11 protein-coding genes and 1 pseudogene are annotated in these 20721 nt (G+C 43.0%); 3 read left to right on the top strand and 9 right to left on the bottom strand.

The window, feature by feature from the left end:
* Positions 1–37 precede the first annotated feature (37 nt).
* Positions 38–1336 (bottom strand): TolC family protein, encoded by a 1299-nt coding sequence (locus WS42_RS00800; protein WP_013612710.1) that lies wholly within the window; start codon positions 1334–1336, stop codon positions 38–40.
* 99 nt (positions 1337–1435) lie between these two features.
* Positions 1436–2083, bottom strand: coding sequence for a TetR/AcrR family transcriptional regulator (locus tag WS42_RS00795; RefSeq protein WP_162610076.1), 648 nt, complete (start codon positions 2081–2083; stop codon positions 1436–1438).
* Between the two features lie 191 nt (positions 2084–2274).
* Between WS42_RS00795 and dnaG the strand changes: the two genes are divergently transcribed.
* Positions 2275–4212, top strand: coding sequence for a DNA primase (gene dnaG / locus WS42_RS00790; protein WP_046450640.1), 1938 nt, complete (start codon positions 2275–2277; stop codon positions 4210–4212).
* Between the two features lie 131 nt (positions 4213–4343).
* On the opposite strand, the gene WS42_RS00785 is transcribed toward dnaG, so the two are convergent.
* A complete protein-coding gene (locus tag WS42_RS00785) occupies positions 4344–4865 on the bottom strand; it encodes a hypothetical protein (RefSeq protein WP_046450639.1) in 522 nt (173 codons plus the stop codon).
* Positions 4866–4947: 82 nt separating this feature from the next.
* Here WS42_RS00785 and WS42_RS15210 point away from each other — a divergent pair.
* Positions 4948–5438, top strand: a pseudogene (locus tag WS42_RS15210) (transposase); the annotation flags it as partial.
* Positions 5439–6007: 569 nt separating this feature from the next.
* Positions 6008–6166 carry a hypothetical protein gene (locus WS42_RS15205; protein ID WP_013612706.1) on the top strand — a complete coding sequence of 53 codons (159 nt, stop codon included), beginning with the start codon at positions 6008–6010 and terminating at the stop codon, positions 6164–6166.
* On the opposite strand, the gene WS42_RS00775 is transcribed toward WS42_RS15205, so the two are convergent.
* The 6 genes from WS42_RS00775 to WS42_RS00750 form a co-directional block, all read right to left on the bottom strand.
* Entirely contained in the window at positions 6133–6834 is a 702-nt protein-coding gene (locus WS42_RS00775; protein ID WP_013612705.1) for a hypothetical protein, read from the bottom strand. The genes WS42_RS15205 and WS42_RS00775 overlap by 34 nt on opposite strands.
* A gap of 12 nt (positions 6835–6846) precedes the next feature.
* Entirely contained in the window at positions 6847–11592 is a 4746-nt protein-coding gene (locus WS42_RS00770) for an efflux RND transporter permease subunit (RefSeq protein WP_022159281.1), read from the bottom strand.
* 46 nt (positions 11593–11638) lie between these two features.
* Positions 11639–14725 carry an efflux RND transporter permease subunit gene (locus WS42_RS00765; RefSeq protein WP_022159282.1) on the bottom strand — a complete coding sequence of 1029 codons (3087 nt, stop codon included), beginning with the start codon at positions 14723–14725 and terminating at the stop codon, positions 11639–11641.
* Between the two features lie 65 nt (positions 14726–14790).
* Complete coding sequence (locus WS42_RS00760; RefSeq protein ID WP_022159283.1) at positions 14791–15849, bottom strand: efflux RND transporter periplasmic adaptor subunit; 1059 nt, start codon at positions 15847–15849, stop codon at positions 14791–14793.
* A gap of 43 nt (positions 15850–15892) precedes the next feature.
* Positions 15893–17356, bottom strand: coding sequence for a TolC family protein (locus WS42_RS00755; protein ID WP_022159284.1), 1464 nt, complete (start codon positions 17354–17356; stop codon positions 15893–15895).
* Between the two features lie 30 nt (positions 17357–17386).
* The gene (locus tag WS42_RS00750) at positions 17387–20707 is read right to left on the bottom strand and encodes a golvesin C-terminal-like domain-containing protein (protein ID WP_046450637.1); all 3321 of its coding nucleotides are present in this window, start codon (positions 20705–20707) and stop codon (positions 17387–17389) included.
* Positions 20708–20721: the final 14 nt, after the last annotated feature.

Raw genomic sequence — 20721 nt, 5'->3', positions numbered from 1 at the left:
AGAGCTAAAAGATCGCTTTCCGACTATTCACTCCTGATTATTTTAGCTCGTTATACAGTTTCTCCAGTTGAGTTTGTGCCTGTAATAATGTTAAACAAGCCGAAGTATAGTTGTTTTCTGCGGTCAGGTAATTATTGTTGGCCTGGGTCAGATCTAAACTGGATACGGCTCCGGCATTGTATTTATACTGGTAATTTTCCAGCACTTTCCGGGCAACCTGAATATTCTCACTTTGCAGGTTATAATCTTCCAAAGCATTTTTCAGGGCGAATTTATATTGCTCTTCCTGTAAGTTCAATTGATCCGCCAATAAACTCTTGTTCAGCGTGGTTTGTTCCAGCGTGATTTTCTCCTGATCGAGCTGCGCTTTACGTTGCAGACCTGAAAAAATAGGAATACTCATCGTAATGGTAGCTGAATGTTTCGGACTGAAATCCAAGCTAGGTTTCAGGATTTTATAGGTGTAACCGTAGTTTGCAGAGATCGTCGGTGAATAAGCCCATTTTTTCAATCCTACCATTTTCTTTTGTAATTCCTCCTGGGTCTCCATCAGTTTGTATTGGGCATTCTGGTTGATATCGAATTCTTGGCCGGCCAGTTTCAGGAAATTACCGACTTCCAGAAAATTATCCAGTTGATCGGCCAGGGTGATCGGAGTCCCGGCTTGTAAACCCAGTTGCAGGCGCAGTAAATTATAGTTTACGTCTACTGTCCGTTGCATAGCCAGAAGGCTGTTTTTCAACTGTCCGACAGTGATGCGGATCTGATCGACGTCTGTCGGCTCGGCAGTACCTGCTGCCAGCATATTTTCGGTATGACGCTGTATCTGGCTCATATTTTCCAGGTTCTGCTTTACGATTTCCATCAGGCGTTCGCTCACCAGGATGGTATAATACGAATTATAAACCGTTTCTTTAATATCCAATTCGGTTACATCCACTTGCTGAGAAGCAATCAGTTTAGCAATCTTACTGGTTTGTATTCCCAATATCCATTCACCACTGAATAGCAGTTGGTTAACGGTAACCCCGACGCTCGACTGGTCTTTCAGTACGGTAGACGATTCCGATCCAGGGAAACTCATCTTATATCTGAAATTGGTGCTATAGTTCAGATCGCCGTTGATTTGAGGCAAACCTTGAGAAATGGCTTCTGTCACCATTTTATTTCTCAATTCGATATTCATTTGGGATGCCTGTAGTTCTTTGTTGTGCTCTACGGCAAAATTTACCGCTTGTTCTAGCGTCAGACGCTGGGGATCATTCGGTGTGGTCTGGGCTTGCAGCAAACACGGAATGAGAATCGCAACAAAAATGATTAATACTCCTCTTTTCATTCTCTTTAATTATTAGATTTTTGATTTTGATTATACACGTTTATATCCCGAAATTCAGCTAAACAGCATAGCTCCTGGGAAAGTTAGATCTGTTCTTTTTCATGGCTTAGTTGTTTTTTCATGAGGTTTATTATAAAGTAAATGTTCCAATTCATGCATCCCTTGGGGAGTCGCGAAACTGCGGATAATATTTTCTACAATCGTAGAGACGATCGTAGAAATCGGATATTTCAATTCACTGATCATTTCCGGCTCACCGATGAGAGACATTTGCTTTACAAACAGGTAGACCTGGATCTCACGATTGATATCAGACCGGAAATAACCATCCCGTATCCCTTTGTCGATCACTTCGTTAAATAAATTTTGGATAAAAATCTGATCTTTGTTATTTACTCGTTGATAAACATCCGGATGGTATTTCTTTAAATCGAATAAATTCGCCGGCATCCTGCTGTTGAAGCTCCGGATGATATGGTCTCTGATCGTCAACATGATCTCTATAGAATTATGTTGTTTCAGTTCTTCGATATCCTTCTGTGTACGGTAATTATTTCTACGGTGCATCATGATCTGTTCGACAAGATCGTCTTTATTACTGAAATATTGGTATAAAGTTTTTTTCGAGATCTTGAGATGCGAACAGATATCGTCCATTGAAGTACTTCTTAAGCCATATTTTAAAAATAACTCAGAAATATTTTCTAATAGTTCTTCTCTTGTCCGATTAAATTCGCTTTCTGTCATGATAAAATTAAATTTGCACATGAAAACGTTTTGAATATATATCGTTTCCATGGGACGCAAAAGTACAAATATTGTGCCAAAGCGTGATTGTAATGTAGTTAAAATACTGTGAAATATAATAAATAGAAAAACCTTTTACTTTTTACCTTTTACCTTTTATCTTTTTCCTTTTTACCTCTTACCTTTGTACTATGATTGATCAAGCGACGATACAGAAGATTTTCGATGCTGCAGATATTTACGAAGTGATTTCCGACTTTGTAAGTCTGAAGAAGAGAGGGGTGAATTATGTGGGCTGTTGTCCTTTTCATAATGAAAAAACAGGTTCTTTTACGGTCTCCCCGTCGAAGGGTATTTATAAATGCTTCGGATGCGGGAAAGGCGGGAATGCGGTGAATTTCATTATGGAACACGAACAATTGTCTTATGTCGAGGCTCTGCGTTGGCTGGCGGCTAAATATAATATTATCATCGAAGAAAAAGAGCTCTCGGAACACGAAAAGCAAGAGAAGAGCGAGCGGGAAAGTATGCTGATCGTGACCAATTATGCCGAAGAATTTTTCGTACAGCAATTGTTGCATACCGATGAAGGGAAATCGGTGGGGTTGGGGTATTTTCGTCGTCGGGGATTGGATGATCGGACGATCGAGAAATTCGGTTTGGGGTATTGTCCCGAAGCTTGGGACGGTTTCACGAAAGCAGCTTTAGAAAAAGGATATAAAAAAGAGTTTTTGGTAAAAACGGGACTGACCATAGAATCGGAACGCGGACTGTTCGATCGTTTCCGTGCCAGGGTGATGTTCCCGATTCGTGATTTGGCCGGTAAGATCATTGCTTTCGGTGGCCGGATTATGACCAACGATAAGAAAAGTGCCAAATACCTCAACTCTCCGGAGTCTGAGATTTACCACAAGAGCCGTACGCTGTACGGGATCTATTTTGCCAAGAAAAGTATTGTACAGCACAATCGTTGTTATTTGGTAGAGGGATATCTCGATGTGATCTCTTTTCACCAAAAGGGGATAGAAAATACCGTGGCTTCTTCGGGTACTTCTCTGACGATCGAACAAATCCGTCTAATCCGCCGTTTGACCCCGAATGTAACGATCATCTATGACGGTGATGCTGCGGGAATAAAAGCGTCTCTACGCGGGATCGACCTGGTACTCGAAGAGGGATTGAATGTCCGTGTCGTGTCCTTGCCCGACGGCGAGGACCCCGATTCCTATGCGCAGGCGCATACTGCCGAAGAAGTGTTGGAGTATATCTCCGGGCATGAAACGGATTTTATTCATTTCAAGACAAAATTATTGTTGACACAAGCGGGTAGTGATCCGATAGAAAGAGCGAAGTTGATTACAGATATCGTCAGGAGTATTTCGTTGATTCCCGATACGATCACCCGTTCGGTATATGTTCAGGAGACAGCGAACCAAATGAAGGTGGAAGAAAAGCTCCTTTACAATGAGATCGCCCGTATCCGGAAAGAAAAAGTCGGTGATCCGACCCCTTTGCCCTATAAATCGCCCACTCAACAGCCCCCTCGGGTGACTCTGACTCCGGCCAAGACTGTTCAGGTGACGCCTTGCGACACCGAAGAAATGGTGTTGGTGCGTTATTTGTTGCTCTTCGGAGGACAGGAGCTTTACGAAGAAGAGCGTGACGGGATGCCTTATTCGGTTACTGTCGGGGAATATATCATTCACGAACTGGCTGAGGACGAACTGGAAATGTTGAATCCCCGTTTGAGAGAAATTCAGAATGAATACCGGAAGAATTATCGGAATCCCGGATTTATCCCTTCTAAGTATTTTATCGGTAACCCGGATGTGTCGATTTGTGAACTTGTCGCGGATATTCTGAGCGAACCCTATGAATTGAGTAAACTTTGGACCCTGAAAGATTCCTCGATGCGGACCGAGGAGATGATGCTCGACGAACTATTGCCTAAAATTGTAGATAATTATAAGATGCGCCGGATAGAAATCCTTTGCCGCGAGGCTGACGAGAAGATTCTGGAATTTCAAAATGCAGGCGATATGGAACGGCTTGTCGAATGGATTAAGAAAAAGAATGCCATGATTAAAGTCCGCTCCAGAATCAATGAGAAATTGAAAAGGACGATTTAGCAAAACAACTGTGGTTGATCCAGGGACATTCCTAAAATATTAGGAAATTAGTCGACTGATTCATGTGCAAATTATTGCGAATTAGTTGACTTTTTTATCTTTAGGTAGGGATATTTACTGAATATCCCGATCTATCGATTTACTTTTTTGCCAAAAAAATTATGATTAATAGAAACGCCATCTGTACTGGAAGATACGTTACGAAATTCCCAATTAAATTCTCCTGTGTGATTATCTAAAGCATATAACCAATCATATTCATAATTACCATTATTTTCTCCAATTACACCTAATCCATTTGCACCATTATGGTGTCCCCATACCTCATCATAAATCATAAAAGACCAAAAGAAAATGGAAATATTTACATGTGTTATAGATTTTATGTTAGCAGTGCCACTTTGGAAATAACAATGACTATTAGCTGCCATTGAAGCTAACAATACATTTCTTTCTGTTGTTCCTCCATCTTCGCTTGAAGCTTTTAAACGTGGGGAAAGAATATTTAAATTATTTGTCGTATTATGTTTTGTGAATATATAACTTGTGTGAGAAGCTGAATATGTAGTTGGGAATGGATATTGCAAATTTATTTCAAGTGAATCATTTTCTGCTTGCTCTATAACTTTATTTACATCTATGAGATTTGCCAATAAATCTTCGTAGGCTTCCTGGCATACTTTTAATGAATCTATAGCAAAACAGTTATTTTTTGTAAAGATAAGCTTGTTATTTATTGCTTTAACATATTCTTTTTTGGCCAGTCAAATAGAGTCTTTGGAATCTGAACTTGCAGACCTGGCTTCGTCAGAGTTTGACAGGCAGATTAAACTTCTTACATCCATCAAAGAAATTGGTATCACTTTGGCTACGGCCTTGATTGTCGCTACCGGAGGATTCTCCTATTTCGATAACGCAAAGCAAATTTCCCGTTTTATCGGAATATGCCCGACATACCAGCAATCCGGAACATCCGTGCACATCAAAGGTGGGATAAACCGTAACGGGGATGTGAGCCTGCGTTCACTGCTATATGTCGCCTCGTGGTCGGCATTACGTGGTAACACAACCTGTAAAGAGTGCTACACACGATTGAAAGCCAACGGAAACCTTCCAAGGTGGCTCTTATTACTGTTGCAAACAAGCTCGTCAGGCAAGCATTTGCCGTAATCAAATCAGACTCTCCTTATGTGGATGGATTTGTATCTACCCGGCAAACAAAATAGCTTATGGTGGAGTTTTTTCTCTCATTTTACTTGCAGATTAATATAGTTCGTTACTTATTCGTCTCCGGTGTTCGTGTTATCACTGCATGGAAAACGAACTGTGACCTAAAAAGTATAAACTTCTATCAAACAGATGTTTTTCTGATACTTTATGCATTAGAGATTAATTTAATAATCAGTATTTTATAGAAATAATCCGATCTAATAATCCAGGTATTCGTACTCCGGTCAGGGTGGCCTGCCCTTTCATTCAATAAAACTTTCCTTCTTTGCCCTGTAGTGCTGACGGAAGATGGAGGGTTTTGTGGCGGAAGACCATTGGAGCAGGAACGAGTGTCCGGTTAGGTTTTCCGAACGGCCGACCGGTGGTGTCTGACGAACGTAGTGAGGAGTTCCGCCGGTCAGTGAAGGAAAGCCTTACCGGACCGTTCCAGGCGAACCGGTCTGACGGCACAAAACCCGGAATCGGAATAGAAAGAAAAAATAAACCTACGTTTATAACGTTTAATATGTATATAACTGCCTAAATATTTAGGGACATTTACTGAATATTCCCAGTTAACGGAAAAATGAGAAGGGTTGGGGATGGGGAATGGCGGTTGACGAACCGGGAGGCGCTGGATATGCCCCTTTGGGGGTGGGAGAAATATATCTCGGATACGGGTGGATATTTCTCCTGGGCGGACTCGGTGAGTCAGATGAACTTTTCCCGGTTTTGTGTCTTGTAAAGTCCTACCAATAAGAATATGAAGGAAGAGAGTAAGATAATCAATCGGTTGTCGAACAGGGTGTTATAAAAAATTTGCGGATTTTTATCCAAGGGGACGTCAAAGGGATTCAAAAATACATTCCATTTGCTGACGTCCAGAATTTTACTCGATGCGAACAGTAATAAACCGATAATGATAATCATTACTGCCGTACCGTTGCCATTCCGGATGAGTGTACTGAGCATAAAACACAGTAAACCGATGAAAAGCGCAGGTACCATACTTTGCAAAGCGAGTTGCAGGGGAGGTACCTCTACAACCAGCCAGTCGGTGACGGCAGCTAAAAGCAAAGTGATGATAAAACAAATCATATAGGCGATCAAAAGCCGGAATAACCAGATTTTATACCGATAGTTCGGAATACCGAAAATGATTTCTATGATTTTGGCATCCTGGTCGTTCTGTATACCGAAACAGGTCGGATAGAAGATCAATAGGATAGAAGGCACTAATAACATACTGTATCCGGTAGCCATCGTAATCTCCGAATCCGAAATAAGATTTAACCCCACCGTCAGGATATAAAAACCGACGGCACTGAGAATAAAATACATAAACTTATTGCCGAAGATAATCTTTATATTATACCGGGCGAGTTTTGCTATAGGAGTGATGTAATATTTCATGGCTTTACAAGTCTATTGAGTGATGATATTTTCATGATTAGCTAATTTTACATTCCTCAACAACCACAGATACGAGTCTTCCAGTAGAGGAGAAGTATGTACGGCATTGGGAACCGGTTGGGTCTCCGACAGACACCTGACTTTGATATTCTCTCCGTTCCGGATATGATGTACCAATAACAGGTCGGAAGGCAATTTTACAAATTCCCGGGCCGGAATTTCGAAAGTCCATGTCACATCTTTAGCAATTTCCACCATTTCGGAAGGAGTTCCGTGATATTTCAACGACCCTTTGTTGATAACACCCACCTGGTTACAGGAACTGGCGATATCCTCGATAATGTGGGTAGAGAAAATAACGATCCGGTTGCGCGACAATTCTACCAAAAGATTTCTGAAACGGATTCTTTCCCGGGGGTCCAATCCGGCAGTCGGTTCATCGACAACCAGAATGCGGGGCAGGTTCAGCAAAGTCTGTGCAATTCCGATCCGTTGTTTCATACCTCCTGAGAAACCTCCGATCTTTTTATCTTTGTTTTCATACATATGAACCGCTTCGAGCACTTCTGTGATCCGTTTGCTCCGGGTTTTGGGATTATAAATTCCTTTCAGGAGAGCCTGATATTCCAAAAACTCCCAGGAAGTCAGATTTTCGTAAGTACCGAATTCCTGAGGCAGATAACCGATCAATCCCTGCAATTCTTCCCGTTTTTTCTGGGTATCGATGCCATTGATGAATATTTTTCCATAGCTCTGCTCGAATATGCCGCAGATGATACGCATAAGGGTGGTTTTACCTGCACCGTTAGGTCCTAACAAACCGAACATACCGGTATGGATCTCCATAGAGACGGCGTTCAAGGCTTTGAACGGTTTTTTCTTGTATCCGATCATCGGAATTTTTGTGGCGATCTTATATACTCCTTTTTTCAATTCCCTGAACCGACCGTCGATCATATCGATGTTGATATTGTATTTGTGGATCCGGTCCGATAAATAGCGGGCAACTATAGCGACATACCAAAGGAGACCGAGTAAAATAGCCATGCCGGAATCCGAGAATTTTATAGAAGCCCATATGAGCGTAAACAAGGGCGAAAAGTAATAAATGAAGATTCCGCATACCCGTATACACCAGCTCAAGCTTTTGATTTCATGAGCTTTAAAATATTCACCTCCGATGGCAATCAATTTTGTCAGCAACATCCAGGTGCAGACGGCAAAAATGATGGCCCAGAAGGTCAATGTTTGATAGAAATAGGTGAAATAAATCAGGAAGCCGGTGATAGGTAACATCCATACCAAAGGTTTTAAATCCGACCATTGCCGGTATTCTTCCTTTAATCCCAGCCGTTCCCGTACACGTTGGCCGGATTGCCATTCCCGTTGAAATTCATTGGGACGGCCGTAGATCTTCACCAGATTACGGATTGAAATATGGATTTCCTGATCCGGAGGGATAATCCGGCTGTTGGCCTGACGCAGACTAGTCTCCATAAACCAGGTGGCTGCCGGTATCAGTATAATGGCTCCGACAAAGTAACCCAATTGCCATATCAGCGAGTCGGTTATCATCACTATGCCGATGACTGCCAGGATCAAAAGGGTGAGTTGAATAATCTTCAGGGTTAAACTCTGGGTACGCAGCCGATGAAGTGCTTCTTCCAAACCGGAATATAGGGTGGGGATAATCACCAGGGTCAATAATGTACTCATGGTCAATCCTCCGATCACCGTGATGGCGAAAGGAGCTCCGAGTCCTGATACAAATTCTCCTTGTCCCATGGCTAACGGGAACATGGCCACGATGGTGGTGATGGCTGTGATCAGGATAGGACGTACCCTCGAGATTCCGGCGATGATGAGGGCTCGCGGTTTACGGTTACCCTGTCGCCGCAATTGCGAAGTGTAGTCGATCAGGATGATACTGTTGTTGACGACGATACCGATCAGGATAATGACACCGATCAATACATTGGCATTCATCAACGAATTGCTGGTAAACAATAAGGCCAGTAAGGAACCGATGGCAGCCAGGGGAATAGCGAACATCAATACGATCGGGGCTGTAAGTGATTCGAAAACAGACGCCAGGATCATGTAAATGATCACAAAAGCAGCCAGAATCAGAAAAGTGAATTCGCTGGTTTCGTCCTCTTCATGTACCACCTCGACAGCGATGCCGGTAGGAATATCGGTATTCTGCACCAGTTCGTCTATCTCTGTCCTTGCGGCTTCCAGAATATTCTTCGATTCGTTTACATCGGAATTGAACCGGTAGTTCACCGTGATTTCTTTATCCTGGTTGACCCGGTTTATGTTTCCTTGTCCCCGGGTAAGGTTGATATTACTGAAGCTACGTAATTCGGTAAGGGAATTATTCGTGTTGGTGACTTGCATATTGCGCAAGTCTTCCAGCGTACGTACCGGATCCTGGTTTTCTTCTTCTTTTTTCTCGGCTAGCCGTTTGTCTTTGATGATGATATCGTACTCCTGATCTCCCGCTTTGTATTTGATCGAAGTCGTATTTTGGGGGGCGAAATTATTGAGCTCGGTGACGACATTATTCGGAGTTACATCATTGATTCCCATCAGATATTGGTCGAACATGATCCTGGCTTCGGGTTTTCCCCGGGATGAACTGACCGATGAATAGCTGATATTGTCCAATTCTTCCAATTGGAATTTGAGCAACTCGGCCAGGTTAGCCATTTTTTCGAAATCCTGGCCCTTGATGACAATTTTTTCCGTTTGGGTACCCATACCCATTTTTTTCATCAGTTGGTCGGCACCTCCCATGAGTGAACTGCCACCACCCCGGAAGTTTTCGCTGCTCTCGATAGCTTCGAGGCTGATATCGCTGACTCTTAACCCATCGGAGAGGGATAGAATCGTACTCTTGAGTTCGTTCAGTGTTTTTTTGTTGATCTTTTCGAAGTCCTCTTTTAGTTTGATGGTGACACTGGCATCCGTGGAATAGATCTTTGTACTGTATTGTTCGATTTCCTGGATATCGTTCAAGCGTTCTTCATAAGCTTTTATCGTTTCGTCTGTCCGGTTGAGGGTATTCCCATTGGGGAAAGTCATATAGACATTGAACGTATCGGCTTCGATTTCTTTTAACGTATTCATGGTCAGTGTCAAAGATAAAGCTACCGTGACGATCAATACCAATATCGCAGTAAATACGACTGCTGCCGGTTTGCGCAGGCACATTTTCAGTAAAGCGATATAAATCTGTACCGGCCGGCTATGAATCGATAATGTACTGAAATTTACCCGGTCGCCCTGGCCTTTCATGAATTGATTGACGGCCATAGGGATCAGTAGCAAAGCCACGACCAACGACAGGATAAGAGTCGTGATGATCGACACGCCGATATGTTCACCGATCAGCTTCAGGATAAAATCGTCTGAAAACAGGAAAGGAAGAAATACAGTGATCGTAGTCAGAGTGGCGGCGATAACCGCTTTGGCCACCTCCTGAGTGCCCCTTACCGCTGCTTCCTGACTATTGACTCCGATCGCACGCAACCGGAAGATATTCTCCATGACGACGACCGAATTATCCAACAACATGCCCACAGCGAGGGCTATACCAGTTAAAGTCAGTGTATTGATACTGATACCGAAAAAGTAAAAGAAATAAAAAGCAGAGAATACCGAAATGGGGATTGCCACGGCAATGAAAGTGACGATCTTGAAGTTTCGCAAAAACAGGTAGAGAATGAAAATAGCCAGAATTGCTCCGGTCAAACCCAGATTGATGATGGTGTTGATGTTTTCACTCATCGTTTCGGCTGTGTCCGTATCGACTTTGATAGAAACTCCTTTGGTAGCCAGTTCTTCATTCAACTGGGCGATTTCTTCCCGTACCCGCTGTGAAAGATCGATGATATTGACCAGCGGAGATTTGGAAATAACACAGGTGATAACTTCTTTCCCATTCACCCGCGAATAGGATTCTTCTTCTTTAATGCCGAAATTGATGTCGGCGATGTCTTTCAACAATACCGGACCTTCGGATACAACGATGTTTCCCAGGTCTTCTGTCGCGAGATATTCTGCCGTAACGTTGACAAAAAAACGTTTGTTATCCTGAAATACCGAACCGGCGAAGGTCTTTTCAGACATATTCTTGCCGATCAGTGAGCTGACTTGTGATGCGGTGATATTGAGCGCTTTGCATTTTTCATCGTCGAGAAGGATTTCGATGCTCTTCTGACGTCCGCCCATGACCGTGACCGAGGCTATTCCATCCGTACTTTCAAGGATGGGAGCAATGTCGATATCGGTGATATTCCGGACATAATCGACATCGTCGTCTCCCAGAATCTGTAGAGTCATAAACTGATCACTGGCCATTCCGCTACCGGCTTTATTGACCTGGATGGTGAAGTCTTCCGGAATACTTTTGGTGATCGCTTTGATTTTTTCTTCCAGCTTCAGGTAAGCATATTTGACATTTGTATTTTTGGTAAAGGAAACAGTGATACGGGCGTTCCTATTGGAAATCAATGTCGTTATATCCTCGACGCCTTCCAAGCCGCTGATTACGCCTTCTACCGGAATAGCTGCCTGACTCTCGATGTACTTCGGATCCAGCTCGGTCTTGGTGGAAATAGTTACATTCAGGGAGGGGAACTCCGCATCCGGATATAATTCCATCAGTAAGTACCTGTACGAAAACAACCCCATCATGGTCAAACCGATGAAGATCATCGAAATCAGTACTTTACGATTTATTAGTTTGTTCATTTTTTCTTATTTAGAATCAAAAATGTCAAAAGCTCGAAAATGCCTTTCAAATCTTCTCTACGTTTTTGACTTTTTTGTCAAAAATGTAGTAAACACACGGGATCACTACTAATGTCATCAGGGTAGAAGTGAACAGACCGCCGATCACCGCCAAAGCCATAGGGGATCGCAGTGAAGCACCCTCTCCGAATCCGAAACACATCGGCAATAAAGCCAGAATAGTAGTCAGACTGGTCATGATGATCGGGCGGATACGCTGTTGGGCGGCTCCTTTTATGGCCTCTGTCAGAGCGAATCCTTCTGCCTTGAGCCTGTTGGCTGCATCTACCAGTAAGATGGAGTTGTTGACAGCTATACCTGCCAGCATGATGATACCGATAAAAGCCATCATATTCAAAGAGGCTCCGGCTAGCAAAAATGCGTAAATACAGCCTACTCCGGCCAACGGGATCGTCAGCAAGATGGTAAACGGATGACGCAAGGATTCGAATTGAGAAGCCATCACCATATATACCAATACGATAGATAGTATCAGAGCAAAGGACAAACCTTGAAACGATTCGGCCCGTTTCTCTTCTTCTCCGGTAATTTGTGCTGAATATTTAGCAGGGAATTGGATATCTTTCAACTGTGCTTTGATTTCCGGAGTGACACTGCCTAATGTATAGCCCTTTTCGAGCATTGCGGTGACTTTACCGATCCGGTTTTGGTTGCTACGGTTGATTTCTTTCGGAGCTGTCGTAATCGAAACCTCTGCAATCTCACCCAGACGATATTTCTTTTCTCCTTGTACGATTTCAACATTTTGCAATTCATCGAGCGATACTTCCGGTACTTTGATTTCGATATCGATCGGTTCACCTTCGGATTCGAAATTGCTGGCCGTCTTCCCGTTCAGCTTTTCTTTTATCTGACTGGCCACCGAAGCGATATCTACCCCGTAAATCCCGCTTTTCAACCGGTCGATAGAGATGTTGACTTCCGGAGCTCCTTGTTCCATAGAAGTTTTGATATCGTAGAGTCCGGGGATAGAGGCTATTTTCTCCTTTACCTCCGTGCTGAGTTCGTCGATCATTTCCAGTTCCTCCCCTTTAATCTCGATAATTACAGGAGCTCCTTCCGTTCCGAGGATGCTTTGTAAGGCAGATTGTTCCTTTTCGAACGATATCTCCACGCCCTCGGGAATCGTGTAATTATGACTCAGATTACTGATAATATAATCTGCATCGGCTTTGGCTTTGTTTTTCAATTTGACTTTTACCTCTGCCTGATTTTCGCCTTCGAGTTTCCCGCTAGTCGTTTGGCTTTCGGTTGTTGTCGAAGGTCCAACCTGAGTAAAAATCCATTCCAGATCGTCTCCTGCCAACTCTATAATCATATTTTCGATGGTAGCGGCCGCATTATCCGTGCTTTGCAGACGGGTTCCCGGTTCCAGAGTGATGTAAGTCGAAAATTCCCGGGAATCTGCTTTAGGCATAAATTCTTTATCGATCAACGGGAGCAGCAGGTAACTTCCGATCATGACCACTAACGCGGCCAGGACGACAGCGTACCGGTGTTTCAAAAGTTTACCGACAAACTGACCGTATCCTTTGATTTTTAAAGAAGCCTGATTTTTGGCAGGTGCTTTCACATATTGTGAAGCTAACATCGGGATTAACAATACCGCAACAAAAAGAGAAGACAATAGAGAGAACGAAACGGTCCAGGCCTGTTCTTTAAAAAGTTCTCCGGCAGCTCCCTGGATGTAAACGATAGGTAAGAATACCACTATGGTCGTGAGGGTTGAAGACGTGATAGCCCCTGAAACTTCCGAAGCTCCTTTGATAGCCGCTTCCTTGGGGGAAAGGCCGTTTTCCAGATTCCGGAAAATATTCTCCATGACAACAATGGCATTATCGATCAACATACCGGCTCCCAGGGCTAATCCCCCCAGTGTCATGATATTGATCGTCAATCCGTTGAAGTACATCAAATTGAACGTAGCGATGATGGACACCGGAATAGAAACACTGACGATCAAGGTTGTATTGATGCGGCGCAGGAAAACGTACAATACCAGCATGGCCAATAAAATACCCATAACGGCAGAATCCTTGACCTCCCCGATCGAAGCTCCGATAAAATCTCCCTGGTTACTGATGACGTGAAATTCATAACCGGGCATACTTTTCTGCAATTCTTCCAGTTTGGCAGTGATATTTTCAACTGCCTTCACTGTATTGTATTTATTCTCTTTGTAGACACTGATACTCAGACTACGTTCGGCATCGTAGCGCACCAGATTTTCAGGATCTTTATTTTTTAGTTCGATTTTGGCAACATCTTTCAGGTATACCGGAGCTTTCACGGTAGAGCTGTTCCCCGACTCGGTGTCGGTACTACCGGGGGTTTTGAAAGCAACGATAATATTCCCGATGTCTTCCAGGTCTTTTAATAAATTCACCCCTTTTACCGTATATTGGATGTCGTCGTTTACAATGGTACCTCCCGAAACATTCCGGTTCATACTTTCTATTTTCGACGCGATCGTTTCGGCAGTCAGGTTGAAAGCTTCCAGCATATAAGAGTCGGTTTTGACCTCCACAAAAGCATTTTCCTGGCCGTTGAGTTGGATATCGGCCACACCTTCCAGTCTGACCAGTTCGCTCCGCATATAGTTTTCTGCTATTTTCCGGAGTTCGTTCATATCCTTGATTTCTTTATGGCTCATGGAAATGATCATGACCGGCGTGGCATTGGCATCGTAGCGGGAAACATTCAGGGAAGTGATTTCTTCGTCCTGAGCGATTTGAGACATGCTGCGTTGCAAATCCAAAAAGGCGGCATCCATATCCTGATCCCAGTCGTATTCCACCGTAATCGTGGCTCCTCCTACCTTACTGCTGCTACTGACGTCTTTCACACCTTCCTGGCGTGCTGCCATAGCTTCTATTTTTTCTACAAACTGTTTTTCGATCTCTTCAGGTGGACGCTCACCGGCTTGCAAATCGATATATAAAGCCGGATTTTTTAAATCGGGAAATAAATCTGTTCCCAATTTATTGTATGATATGATTCCTAGCAGACATACCCCCAGTGTGATCATTAATACACTGACCGGGTATTTTACTGCAAATTTTGTAATTCCCATAATTTAATCGTTTACCAATTTGGACGTTTACCGACAAAGAATTTTTCAGACTGTCGTGAATACAGTTACTTCATCACTTTTACTTTGCTCCGGTTACGTAACCATTCGTAACCTTTCACGACGATCTTGTCCCCGGCTTCGAGTCCTTTTTCTACTTCGATGTATTTATCGTCACTGATACCGGTATGGATGACTTTTTCTTCGGCACTGTTTCTGTCGACCGTATATACTAATTTACCTCCCCGGCGGTTTTTAATGATATCTTTGGGAATAGAGATGACAGAGTCTTTCCGTACTGTGACGATATCTGCTTTGGCGAACATACCCGGACGAAGTTTTAAATCCGGGTTATCGATTTCGATATACCCCGAGAAGGTACGGGTTTCTTCGTTGATGGCCGGAGATAACTGAGTCAGTATGCCTCTTAAAGTATCCGATTTGATATTGTAATTGGTGATATGTACTTGCTGTCCGATTCTCAGTTTGGTCAATGTGTTTTCAGGGAATTGGGTTTCTACATACATTTTACTATAATCCATCAGGCCGACCATCACACTACCGGAAGCGACTTCTACCCCCGGAGTATAGTAGGGAAGATTGACGATAACTCCTTTGAACGGAGCTTTGATACTCAGTTTTTCTAAAGTGATATAACCGTTTTCCAAGGCTAACTTCGCATTGATATAAGAGTTTTCAGCGTTGTTTACGTCTTTTTCGGTTGCTCCGCCTTTCTCGAGCAGGATTTTCTGACCTTCCCATTCCTTCTCGGTGATCTGGATTTGTAATTTCTTACTTTCCAACTGCACGTTGTTTTCATATTCCTTATTTTCCAGACGGATGATGACAGCTCCGGCTTCGACGATGTCACCCAGCTGATAAGGACGACCGGTTTTCGGATTTTTCTGTAAGTAGTAAGCTCCGTTGGTTTCCGATTTTATTTCTATCGTTTTAGCTGCCTTTGCTGTTCCGGTTGTTGTAATATATTCCTCAATGTTTCTGAGTTGTACGTCCTCGACCCATACTGGGGTAGTGGCTTCAGAAGAGTTATTTCCCTGATTGTTATTACAGGAAAACGACATGAATCCTAACATAACAGCTCCCAGGATTTTAAAATTCTTATTCATGATTATCGTGATTTTACTTGTTAACGGACTTATAGGGTTATTTTTATTTCAATAGATCTACAGGTAAATAACTTTTATGGGTTTCAAAATCCCAAAGGGTTTGGATTTTCAGGTTCAAGAGCTCGATTTTGTAGCTGATAATAGCGCTCGTATAATCTTGTTTGGCAGTAGTCAACTGGTTTTGGAACTGTTGTAAGTCCATACCGGTCAGATTACCGTTGCGATATTTTTCCAGATTGATTTCATAGGTACGTTCTGCATTTTCAATGCTTTTCTTTTTGATTTCGATTTGACGGATCAGCGTCGGCAGGTTACGGCAAATCTGGCGGACATCGATGACAATCTCTTTTTTCTGTTCTTCGAGGCTGATTTCGTCCGATTCCATAGCCAGTTGGCTGGATTTTACTTTTGCCTTTTTAGCCCCCCAATCGAAGATCGGAATGGTGAGGGTTACGCCAACCTCTTCGTTGTCGGTGGGCTTGTCGTACATATTTTTTACTTTTCCGGCCAGGGCATCCATACCTACCCGGACACTTAAATCACCTTTGAATTCGCTTTCTGCTTTTGTCCGGATAATCGAAAATACATCCTGTTCCAGGGTAATCTGTTTTTGGCGGATTTCCATGCGTTGATCCAGGGCGTATTTAACTGCATCGTTAATATTGACATCGACTGTCGGAATATTATTGTCGAACAGTATCGCGATATCTTCATCCAGCGACATTCCCAGTAAAAGCTTGAAATTGTCTTTCGCATTTTCAAAACTGATCTCTTTCGAATATACAGTGGATTCACTGTTCGCCAGATTGACTTCCGCCTGATAAAGTTCTTCTTTGGCTAACAGCCCGGCTTCGACCTTATTTTTGATGATATCGTAGTTTTGTTTCTGGTTGTTGTATTCATCCCGGGAGATGTTCAGATCCTTTTGTTTTTGATATACATCGTAAAATTGGCTGGTGACGTTTTTTTCGATACTTAATTGTTGGAGGGCATAACTGATTTTGGCATTTTCGAGTGCATATTCCAGTTCTTTGAGCTGCATCTTTGTCCTGTTATAAGTGAACAAAGGCTGCGAAATACGTAAAGACAGATTATGGTTGAAGGAGGTATTGTTGCCACCGGAAGTCCTGTTGGAAGCGTCCTGCCAGGAAAAGTCATTATATAGAGAGATGGTTCCGTCTGTCCATTTTATGGGTTGCGTGATACCGAATGAAGCCGATGACATTTTGGTCTCGTTGGCATACCATTTACTGTTGAAATTATCGTATTGGTTGTTACGGGTATACCTGAAAGGAGTGACATCCAATGAAAATTGTGATTTCAGGGAAGCATCCTGAGCTTTTAGATTCAATTGACGTTGCTCGAGGCTGAGTTTGCTTTGAATCAGTGAAGGACTGTGTTCGAAAGCCGTGTTCAATGCTTTTTCGAGTGTAAGTACTTCCTGTGCATGCGCACTATATAACCCGCTGAGGGTTAAAAGACCGAGGACCAAAGTTTGTTTAAGCATATTGTCTGCGTTTATCGGGTTATTCGTTTGTTATTCTTCTGTGGCTGTAAATTTAACGGCGTCTGCAATGACGTAATCTCCGGAAACTTTATCTGTCAAAGTGATGATGACTTCTCCTTGAGGTAGATAGAAATTCCCGATCGAAACCCATCCTTCGGTTTCTTCATCCAGGTCCAGTGTCACCAATTCTTTCTCTTTATCGTATTGGATGGTATAAGTCTGATTACGTTCCTCTTTGTGACGACCGCGGCGTCTGTCCATAAAAAACATTCTGCCCGACATTTTTGCATTCCAGATGGACACCTCGTAGTAACCGTCTTTAGGGATTTCCGTTTTCCATTCTACGGCATTGGCCCCACTGCCTTTATTTTTATAAACCGCAGAGTTTATCGTTTCACCGTAGCAATAGTCGGCGGCTATGGCCGTCCATTGGGAAGGCATCCACCAGGGCATAAAATTCTTATACTTTTCGTCATCTTTTTTCTTGAAAAGATCCTTCAGTTTATGCCGGTTATTCGAGGCGATCGTCCTGAATCCCGGATCCTCATTGTCGATAATGATTTCATTTGGATTCGGCTTGAAGACATCCGGGTTTATCGGATAAATTCCCGAAGTAGTATCGCTGATCGTATTGTCGATTTTAGAAAAATTGAAATTATGCGATGTCGGTAGATTGTGTGAAATATTGGTATTTATCGAAATATTGGCCGGGCGCTCGTCACTGATAATCTTGATTTCCCGGGCTTCTCCGGCCGGAATAATGTAATTTTTTTTCTCCGTTTCAAAACTCATACCGCCTCCCCGCCGCATACCGCCTCCTCCGCCTTGCATGACTTCCGTACTGATGATAGCATCTATGTCGGAGGGATTATTGACCTTGAATTTAATTTGGTATTTGGTAAACTCATCCAACACAATTTGATTGGCATCCACATCCTTGATATAGATGGTCGGGGTATGGGAGGCCGTATACCAGGTGTCGATAAAATCGGACAACCGAATCCCGAACCTCTTCTCTATTTCGTATCGGAGTGTATCGAACGGTATATTCTGGAACTGACGGCTAGTAAAAAATGCCTTTAGGAATTTATTGAAATCTTCCTGTGTGATCTGGGAAGTGATATAGTTATTCAATGCTGCACTTTTCAATTTCAGCAATTCATAGAAAATTTCCGGCTTCAGTTCGGTATCTCCGATCGCTGTCTCGAAACTATGTGATTCCAGATAGAGGTTGGCTCGCTGTTTGTCGTTGATGATACCTCCCCAGAAACGGAAGCCCTGATCGGAAGAAGTATTCATCATGTTGTTGACTGCGATGTCGATTACCGGATATTCGGGAGAGCTGATGTAGTTCGTATGTCCGAACAACATCGGAGTGATATTGGATTTATTGATCAGTTTATTGTCCGGATTCCAGCCATTTTGGCTGTTTTCGGAGGTTAAAGAGCTCACGAAACGATTGAAGAGGGAAATATTTTGTTCCGTTTCGTCCATAGGGCCCCCATGCCGTCCCCATTCATTCATCCGTCTTCTTTCTGCCTCAAAATCCTGGCCTAGAGAAATTCCTCGTTCCGGGACGAAGAGGATTTCAGGCATGACATATTCGGTATAACCTTTCCAGTTACGGGCATAAGTGGCAAATTGTACCGGGGTTTCGGCTAAGACAAATTTTCCGAAAGGATAATCCCGGTCTTTCTCTATTTCCAGGCTGTTTTTTACTTCCCGAATGACTCCGGGCAAGGTATCGGATAAGGGTTCGAAGTATTTTGAAAAATAATCGTGGCCTTTAAAGTAATAGATCTCGTAATCCGTGGAATCTACCCGTAAAGCCTTTTTATCATAATCGGCGATGGTTAGACTGATTCCGGGCAAAGCGGAGGTATTCGTAAAGGTGATGACCGAACCGTCGATCTTACTTTTGCCTTGTGACAAAACGGTCTTGTCGCCTTCATAATGAACGGTAAGTGTATAGTCTGTGAAATTCTTCCTGACATTGTACGGAGCTCCCGGGTTAACGGGGGCGATGGTTACCGGATACCAGATACATTCGGGAGTCAATAGGGTAAAGGTATTACTCAGCCATGCATAACGTTTACCGAAACGCCAGAATACCTGCGGGACTTTAGTATCCAGGTAATCTTCTGTCAGGACATCGGTATAACAAATATTTTCACTGATTTTCCCTTCATAGTTGATCGTCAACGTAAGCTCTTCTTGCTGCTGGATGGGTTGATCTACTTCGATAACCTGGTGATCTCTTCGGAAGGGCAGGTTTTTCCCGGCCATTTCTACAGAGGTAACCGTTAGCTCCGGATTAAGGTAAAAAATAATTTTATCCAGAGGCTTTGCATTGTTATTGGCTACTTTTACCGTACTCTTTCCTGCTAGTCTGTGTCCTTGAGGAGTAACCGAAATATCGTTGACCAGCAAGTCGACATGCGGGACATCTGCATATTTATCGAATGTCATGATGTACTGATTACGGAGATCGAGCTGATGATTATAATGCAGGATGTATAACAATCCTCCGAGACAGGCTGCCAATAGAAATAGTGAGCTAAAAGTATATACGACAGCTATTTTCCACGGTTTGTGAGGCAGGCGTTTCACCAGAGCGATGGTCATGCTGATCAGGCCGATTCCTGCCAGTAGATAAGAAAACCGCTGGAGTAAAAAAAGCCGGAGATCGGCATGTCCCGTGACATCTGAAAATATGGCCGGGATATTTACTCCGAAGAAATCGAATACCCCATATAACGTATCGGTCAGGTAAAAGAAAACAGTGCCGATAATTCCCAGCATTACGATGAAAGTGACCGCCTGATTTTTAAGGATGCACATGGCCGTAAAGGATAAACCCAGGACAAACAACAGGGAAGGTACCGAAATCGTCAATAAATAGAATAGATATGGAAACAGATCGAACGGAGATTTATTGATCAGTATGTTTAAAAAAGCCGTAAATAATAAGGTGATAATGTTCAGTGTAATGAAAACCTTTACAATACCCCAGGTCTTACCGACAATATAGTCGGCATTACTCATCGGCCGGACATAGATGACTTCGGCGGTATCGAGTTTTTTGTCTCTTTTCAGGAAGCTGCCGGCCAGAAATACGACGATGACCGATTGAGCGATATTATAAAAATAAGTGTTACAGAATGGCATCAGTGAAGAAACGGCGATTCTCGGCCAAAGATTATCCATCCGGTTGACGATACCGGTTTGATAACCCAACATAATGGCAGAGATAAATAGCAGCGCGAGTATGGCAAAAATACGAAATAACCAGCTTCGTTTCACCAGTTTTACTTCGTATCGGGCAATAACATTTATATGGTTTAAATTCATATCAAAACATTAAT

The organism is Odoribacter sp. N54.MGS-14 (assembly GCF_000980295.1).
In the GTDB taxonomy this organism is placed as follows: domain Bacteria; phylum Bacteroidota; class Bacteroidia; order Bacteroidales; family Marinifilaceae; genus Odoribacter; species Odoribacter splanchnicus.
This window is presented reverse-complemented; position numbering and strand designations above follow the sequence as displayed.

Bases quoted from the DNA above. Each gene is read 5' to 3' on its own strand.
- WS42_RS00800 (WP_013612710.1), bottom strand. From the start codon at position 1,336: ATGAAAAGAGGAGTATTAATCATTTTTGTTGCGATTCTCATTCCGTGT.
- WS42_RS00795 (WP_162610076.1), bottom strand. From the start codon at position 2,083: ATGACAGAAAGCGAATTTAATCGGACAAGAGAAGAACTATTAGAAAAT.
- dnaG (WP_046450640.1), top strand. From the start codon at position 2,275: ATGATTGATCAAGCGACGATACAGAAGATTTTCGATGCTGCAGATATT.
- WS42_RS15205 (WP_013612706.1), top strand. From the start codon at position 6,008: ATGAGAAGGGTTGGGGATGGGGAATGGCGGTTGACGAACCGGGAGGCG.
- WS42_RS00775 (WP_013612705.1), bottom strand. From the start codon at position 6,834: ATGAAATATTACATCACTCCTATAGCAAAACTCGCCCGGTATAATATA.
- WS42_RS00770 (WP_022159281.1), bottom strand. From the start codon at position 11,592: ATGAACAAACTAATAAATCGTAAAGTACTGATTTCGATGATCTTCATC.
- WS42_RS00765 (WP_022159282.1), bottom strand. From the start codon at position 14,725: ATGGGAATTACAAAATTTGCAGTAAAATACCCGGTCAGTGTATTAATG.
- WS42_RS00760 (WP_022159283.1), bottom strand. From the start codon at position 15,849: ATGAATAAGAATTTTAAAATCCTGGGAGCTGTTATGTTAGGATTCATG.
- WS42_RS00755 (WP_022159284.1), bottom strand. From the start codon at position 17,356: ATGCTTAAACAAACTTTGGTCCTCGGTCTTTTAACCCTCAGCGGGTTA.
- WS42_RS00750 (WP_046450637.1), bottom strand. From the start codon at position 20,707: ATGAATTTAAACCATATAAATGTTATTGCCCGATACGAAGTAAAACTG.